The 6899-nt window shown below is 36.7% G+C and carries 8 protein-coding genes; all 8 read left to right on the forward strand.

The features are described 5' to 3' along the window. A partial coding sequence (gene hflX / locus PLA12_12300; protein HOQ33277.1) for a GTPase HflX occupies nucleotides 1-1617 on the forward strand: 1617 nt, incomplete at its 5' end. Then, nucleotides 1581-2648, forward strand: a complete 1068-nt coding sequence (locus PLA12_12305) for a tetratricopeptide repeat protein (protein HOQ33278.1) — start codon at nucleotides 1581-1583, stop codon at nucleotides 2646-2648. The genes hflX and PLA12_12305, both read left to right, overlap by 37 nt. Nucleotides 2649-2779: 131 nt before the next feature. Further along, nucleotides 2780-4129: a signal recognition particle protein gene (gene ffh, locus PLA12_12310; GenBank protein HOQ33279.1), complete on the forward strand. Its 1350-nt coding sequence runs from the start codon at nucleotides 2780-2782 to the stop codon at nucleotides 4127-4129. Nucleotides 4130-4187: 58 nt separating this feature from the next. Beyond that, the gene (gene rpsP / locus PLA12_12315; GenBank protein ID HOQ33280.1) at nucleotides 4188-4451 is read left to right on the forward strand and encodes a 30S ribosomal protein S16; all 264 of its coding nucleotides are present in this window, start codon (nucleotides 4188-4190) and stop codon (nucleotides 4449-4451) included. A gap of 33 nt (nucleotides 4452-4484) precedes the next feature. Then, nucleotides 4485-4715 (forward strand): KH domain-containing protein, encoded by a 231-nt coding sequence (locus tag PLA12_12320; protein ID HOQ33281.1) that lies wholly within the window; start codon nucleotides 4485-4487, stop codon nucleotides 4713-4715. A 29-nt stretch (nucleotides 4716-4744) separates the two neighbouring features. Continuing rightward, nucleotides 4745-5467 (forward strand): tRNA (guanosine(37)-N1)-methyltransferase TrmD, encoded by a 723-nt coding sequence (trmD, locus tag PLA12_12325; protein HOQ33282.1) that lies wholly within the window; start codon nucleotides 4745-4747, stop codon nucleotides 5465-5467. Between the two features lie 49 nt (nucleotides 5468-5516). After that, nucleotides 5517-5912: a 50S ribosomal protein L19 gene (gene rplS / locus PLA12_12330; GenBank protein HOQ33283.1), complete on the forward strand. Its 396-nt coding sequence runs from the start codon at nucleotides 5517-5519 to the stop codon at nucleotides 5910-5912. A gap of 102 nt (nucleotides 5913-6014) precedes the next feature. Next, nucleotides 6015-6617 (forward strand): HNH endonuclease, encoded by a 603-nt coding sequence (locus PLA12_12335; GenBank protein HOQ33284.1) that lies wholly within the window; start codon nucleotides 6015-6017, stop codon nucleotides 6615-6617. The last annotated feature ends 282 nt before the right edge of the window (nucleotides 6618-6899 follow it).

Genomic DNA, 6899 nt, shown 5'->3' on the forward strand with positions numbered 1-6899 from the left:
GGTTTAAAAGCAAATCAGATAAAGAGGCTTGAATCACTAAAGAATAGGAAACCGGTTGCAACGAGAATAATTTCAGTAGAATTGAGCCGAACATTATGCGAACTATCTCATGAGATTAGCCGACAGATAGGTGTTCTTATAGACCGTAAAGGAAGAATAACGGATGTGTGTGTGGGTGATGCACAGTCAATTCCTATGCCCCCTATTGAGAGGAGGGCGTTAAACCGATTATCTGAGGTGCGGCTTGTCCATACGCATTTAGGGACACATACAGGATTGGATGATGACGACTTGAGTTATCTTGCCATTTATAGATTAGACGCTGTGGCTGCAATAGAAGTAGATAATAATGCCCTTCCTAAGAAAATATATTTCGCCCATTTGCTCCCTGCAAATGATGAGAATAAATCGTGGCAAATTTATCCCCCGACTACAGTTTATGATTTGAAAGAAGATTTTTTAGAATTAATTCAATCTTTGGAAGAAGAATTAGAACGCAACCGTGTCTTCAATCAACCTAATTTAAAAGGGGACAATGCCATTCTAATTCATGTATCCACACAACCTTTGTCTACTATACAGGATTCGGTGCAGGAACTTACAGAGTTAGCCCGAAGTGCCGGGATAAAGGTACTGGATAAAGTAATACAAAGGAGACCTCCTGACGCAAGGTATGTATTAGGACAGGGTAAGTTCAAACAGATACTTATACGGGCGGTGCAATTAGGGGCAGATATGCTTGTTTTTGACCAGAATCTAAGCCCATCGCAAGTAAAGTCTTTATCTGACTTTACTGATTTGAAAATTTTAGATAGGACACAGGTGATATTGGATATATTTGCTCAACATGCAATTACACGAGAAGGAAAGATTCAAGTAGAGTTAGCCCAACTAAAATATCTATTTCCGTTTCTGGGTATAAAACAAACAGCACTGTCGCGATTGACAGGTGGAATTGGTGGAAGGGGGCCCGGTGAAACGAAATTGGAAATTGATAGAAGAAGGGCGAGAGACCGAATTGCTCAATTAGAGCAAGAAGTAAAGGAATTGGGAAAACGAAGAGAATTAAGAAGGCAGGTCCGAACGGTTCGTCAAGTTCCGACCGTGGCTATTGTCGGATATACAAATGCGGGAAAATCTACTTTGCTAAACAATTTGACAAATAGCACAGTTGTTGCAGAGGATTTTTTATTTGCCACCTTACACCCAGTTTCAAGAAGATTGCGTTTCCCTCGCGAAAGGGAAGTAATTATTATTGATACAGTCGGTTTTATACGGAATCTGCCCAAAGACTTGATGTCCGCATTCCGAACAACATTTGAAGAAATTAATGATGCGGATTTATTATTACATGTATTAGATGTTTCATCGGAAGATGTTGAAGAAAAACACGATACCGTAGTAAGACTGTTAAAAGATTTAGAATTGGATACCAAACCACGAATTAATGTGTTAAATAAAATTGATAAGGCCAATCCCTCTATTGTTCAAGGGTTAATTCAACAATATGATGGAGTTCCTATTAGTGCCCTGGATTCTTCAACATTTAATCCTTTACTTAAAAAGATGGAGATACTTCTTTGGGGACGAACAGCGTTATACGAATCAAAATTTTAGTAATGTTTCTTTTATTAGGGACTTTGTTTCAATGTTCTAAAAGTGCCGATGTGGCTACAACTATAACATTGGCAAAAAATAAAGTGAATGAGTATTATCAACTACAAGAACAAATTAAAAATACGCCAACTTCTTCATCGCAACAATTACAAGAATTAAATGTAAAAGCCCGTTCTTTAATAAATGATGCTCAAATTATGTTGGAGCAAATAGATGTGGTAAATCTGGATTTTTCAGAGGGGATTGATGTATATCTGAATGTTTTAGAGATTCAGGGCAATCATGATTGGGTCGTTAAAATTTTAGAGAAACTTGTCAGAAAAAATTCAGATAATGGAGATTATTGGGTCAGAATGGGCTGGAATAATATGAAGAAAGGGAATGAATATCTTCAGGAGGCTTTCCGTTGTTTTGAAAAAGCCGTAAAATTAAAGGTGTCAGAAAAAGAGAAAATACGATTATGGAGTTCTTTTGGAGATATTTATTGGGAATTAAGACAAATAGAACCAGCGAGAGAATCATATAAAAAGGCTTTGGAAATAGACAGTGATATTTGGTCAAAAGTTGGTTTGTCGGGTATTGATGTTGTTGATGGGAATATGAAAGAAGCAGAGGATAGGCTGGTATCAATTGGTAAGGATTTACAGCAATACGATGTTCCTGTTCGTTTAAGAATGAGGGAGGCATTATCAATATTTGAAGAGCAGAAAAAAAATATTGATGAAAAGGCAGAGATGATGATGGCCTATAGCCATATATTATATAGAGCAGGAAGGATAGAGGATGCTATTGCCACAGCAAATCACGCTTTGTTTATGAATAATCAAAATTGGGAAGGGTGGAATTTCTTAGGCAGTATATACCTTCAGTTAGGTTATTTAAAAGATGCAGAAAAGACATTTTTAGAATCATTAAAGGTAAATTCAGAACAGCCCAATGTGAAGAAGATTGTTGAAGAGTTGTCAAAGTCAAAAGAGACAAGTCCTACAACCGATAAAAGTCCTCAGCCGTTAATTTTTAGAAAAAACTAAACATAAAAGTAGAATATCAAGAAAATGAACAGATATTAGAGCAATATAATTAAAGTTGTGATATTAATAAAAATATGATATAATATAGTGCATTTCTGTGAAAATTCCCTTATAACTGTTAGAGTAAAAATATGTTTGAGTCCCTATCAAAAAAATTAGAATCGGCATTTAAGTTCTTTCGTGGTCAACTTCGGCTAACAGAAGAGAACATGAAGGAAGGGTTGCAAATTATTCGTGTAGCCCTTTTAGAAGCCGATGTTAACTACAAAGTAGTCAAAAAGTTTATTGAAGATATTCAACAAAAAGCATTGGGACAAAATGTTTTAGAGAGTATAAATCCAACTCAACAACTTATTAAAATTGTATATGATGAACTTGTAGAAATTATGGGTGGTGAAAATAAGGAACTTGCAAAGGCAAGCACACCACCTACAATAATAATGATGGTTGGATTGCAGGGACAAGGCAAAACGACATCTGCAGCAAAACTTGCATATTACATGAAGAGGAAAAAAGGGCAAAAACCGATGTTGGTTGCGTGTGATATTTATCGCCCTGCAGCCATAAAACAGTTAGAAATTTTAGCACAACAGGCAGAAGTGGAATATTTCTCTTTGGGTTCGGATGTGAATCCAGTAGATATAGCCATGATGTCTATCGGTGAAGCAAATTTAAGAGGTTGTGATACGGTTATCCTGGATACCGCGGGAAGACTTCATATTGATACGGAAATGATGGCAGAAGTGCGTCAAATAGCCATACAAGTAAAGCCCCATGAAATACTTTTTGTAGCCAATGCAATGATGGGGCAGGATGCAGTCCGCTCTGCAAAACAATTTCACGATACCGTGCCTCTTACAGGTGTTGTCTTAACACAGATGGATGGTGATGCTCGTGGTGGTGCTGCATTAAGTATTATTGAGGTTACCCATTGTCCTATTAAATTTATTGGTACCGGAGAAAAGATTGATGCGTTAGAGTTATTCCATCCAAGACGGATGGCAGACCAGATTTTAGGGATGGGAGATGTTGTCTCTCTTGTGGAAAAAGCACAAGAGGTTGTAGATAAAGAAAAGGCGATGCAATTTCAGGAAAAAGTTCGGAAAGCCAACTGGGATTTAGAAGACTTTCTGGAACAAATGCGGCAGGTCAAAAAGATGGGAAGTTTCAGTGATTTGATAAAGAAAATTCCCGGGATTGGTAAGATGATTCCTTCTGGTATGGACCTGCCCGAAGATGAAATGAAACATACAGAAGCGATAATACTTTCTATGACAAAGGAAGAGAGACGAAATCCAAAAATTATTAATGGAAGTCGTCGCAGAAGAATTGCAGATGGAAGTGGAACATCTGTGCAAGAAGTGAATGCATTATTAAAAGATTTTGAAAAGATGCGTAAGATGATGAAAGATATGGTTAAAGGGGCAAAAGGAAAAATTCCGAAAGGAATTGGCCCTTTTATGCCCGGAGGTATAATGTAATAGAAAGAAATCAATTAATAAACATATAACACCGAAAAACAACAAAGAAAGGAAGATTATGGCAACAGTAATACGGTTAAAAAGAGGTGGAAGAACTCATGAACCTTACTATCGTATCGTAGTTATGGATTCAAGAGAAAGAAGACAGGGAAAAGAGATTGATATTATTGGGTTTTACCAACCCAAGGCTCGCCCTGAACCTATTACAAAGATTGACGAAGAGAAATTGAAGCAATGGCTGAATAAAGGTGTTCGCACATCGGATACGGTGCATTCATTAATCAAAAAAATGGGTATATTAAAAAATACCCAGAACACTTAATCATTAATAGTGTAATGATATTGGAGTTATACCGTGAAAGACCTTGTAGAATTTATAGCTAAAAAATTGGTTAAAAAGCCTGAAGAAGTATCCGTATCTTCCATAGAATCCGAAGAGCAAATAGTATTGCAATTGAAAGTGGAGAAGGAAGATATGGGAAGGATTATAGGTAAGAATGGTAAGACGATTAAAGCAATACGGACAATAATTAATATTGCTTCTGCCAAATTAGGTAAAAAAGTAAATCTGGAAGTTCTCGAATAACGGGAAAAATAAAATATAAGTTATTTGGAATGACAATACAAATAGATGTACTAACAATTTTTCCAGAATACTTTGAGATACCTCTTCAGAATAGTTTGTTAGGTAAAGCAATTCAAGAGGGAATAATGAAGGTAAAAGTACATAACATAAGAGATTTTGCGAAAGATAAACATAAAACGGTTGACGATACTCCGTATGGAGGTGGACCAGGAATGGTAATGAAGTGTGAGCCTATATTTGATGCTGTAGATGCTCTAAAAGATAGCAATTCTCTCGAACATGTAATTTTGTTATCTCCCGGAGGTAAAATCCTTACACAGGACAAAGTCAGGGAGATGGCACAATGGAAAGACTTTGTTCTGATATGTGGGCGATATGAAGGAGTCGATGAACGGATTGTGGAAAACTTGATAACAGAAGAAATATCTATTGGCGATTATGTATTAAGTGGCGGAGAATTGCCTGCTCTTGTCATTATCGAGGCTGTTAGTCGGATGTTGCCCGGTGTTATTGGAGAATGGGAATCTGTTACAAATGATTCTTTATATGATGGATTATTATCCTATCCGCAGTATACGAAACCTGCGGAATTCCGTGGAATGAAGGTCCCGGAGATATTATTGTCAGGCAATCATGAAAAGATACGGATTTGGCGAGAAGAACAATCGCTTTCGAGAACAAAAAGGAAACGCCCGGATTTATTAGAAAAATATCTGGAAAAGAAAAAAAACAGTAATAATCAAGTGGAATAATCAAATACAAAATAAATATAATATATACTTCATAAAAGGAGAATTAACCGTGGATGTAATTAGTGAATATTTATCAAAACACATGAAACCCCCAGAGAAATTACCTGAATTTAATGTAGGAGATACAGTTCGGGTGCATTTTAAGATTGTTGAAGGGGGAAAAGAAAGAATTCAGATTTTTGAAGGTGTAGTTATTGGACGCAAACATGGAACCAGTCCACATGCTACATTTACCGTAAGAAGGGTAACTTATGGTGAAGGAGTGGAACGCGTTTTCCCATTACATTCCCCTCGTATTGCTAAAGTAGATGTTGTTCGTGAAGGTAAGGTGAGAAGAGCGAAACTTTACTACCTGAGAGAGCGTATTGGTAAGCATGCTAAAGTGAAAGCAAAGCAAAGACTTGCTATCGAAGAAACATCTCAAGAGCCATCCAGCGAAAGTTAAAATTTCCATACAACTCGCTTTATTCCATAGGTATAGGGGGCTTATTAATTTGAAAAAACATATAAAATAGGGGTATAGTTTTAAAAACTATGGAATGATTATATGTTGAATGGGGATGTTCTTGTATTAAATCGCTCATGGATTGCGGTGAATATAACCACCGTGAAAAGGGCTATGGTTCTGCTCTTTCAAGGGCATGCTTGTGTTGTTCACCTTAGAGATTATACTCTGTATGATTTTAATTCCTGGTGTGAATTATCACAGGAAAAAGAACAATTTCACAAAGGTCGGTATATTGTTACGCCAAGTATGAAGATATTACTTCCGGATGTTATCCTGCTGACAGTTTATAACGGCTTTGTCCTCCGCGAGGTTCGTTTGTGTAGAAAGAATATATTTGAAAGGGACCGCTGTCAATGTCAATACTGCGGGAAGGTATTGCCCAAACACGAATTAACTATAGACCATGTAATACCTCGTTCCCGTGGTGGTGAAGATACATGGGAGAATTTAGTGCTTGCCTGTTTATCGTGTAATTTGCGGAAAGGGAATCTTACGCCGGATGAAGCACAGATGTCTTTGCTTAGAAAACCTATCGCTCCTAAATGGCTGCCAAAATTAGGAATTCGTGTCCGTAAAGAACAATTATCAACATGGCAAAAGTTTGTTGATTTTGCATACTGGCATACTGAAATATCCGAGTAGCATGAACAAAAAAGAGATAGAGGGGGTATTCTTTATTTATTAGATGTTTCACTCTAAAATAATTATTAAGAAAGTAAAAATGGAATTTTTTGTTTTGAGAATATTATGTTTGTAGATGTAATCGTTTTATTACCAATTGAGAGTGTTTTAACTTACAGAGTTCCTGAGAAATTACAATCCAGAATTTCTGTAGGGTCTCGTGTGATTATTCCTGTTCGGAATACAATGGAGGTAGGAGTTGTTAAAAGTATCCATAACGAGGCTCCAAAAAATGATGTTGCA

Origin of the sequence: Candidatus Hydrogenedens sp. (assembly GCA_035378955.1) — a bacterium.
GTDB lineage: Bacteria > Hydrogenedentota > Hydrogenedentia > Hydrogenedentales > Hydrogenedentaceae > Hydrogenedens.

What these genes read in the sequence shown, in the direction of transcription:
- PLA12_12335 (HOQ33284.1), top strand. Translation starts at nt 6,015, where the DNA reads ATGTTGAATGGGGATGTTCTTGTATTAAATCGCTCATGGATTGCGGTG.
- trmD (HOQ33282.1), top strand. Translation starts at nt 4,745, where the DNA reads ATGACAATACAAATAGATGTACTAACAATTTTTCCAGAATACTTTGAG.
- ffh (HOQ33279.1), top strand. Translation starts at nt 2,780, where the DNA reads ATGTTTGAGTCCCTATCAAAAAAATTAGAATCGGCATTTAAGTTCTTT.
- rpsP (HOQ33280.1), top strand. Translation starts at nt 4,188, where the DNA reads ATGGCAACAGTAATACGGTTAAAAAGAGGTGGAAGAACTCATGAACCT.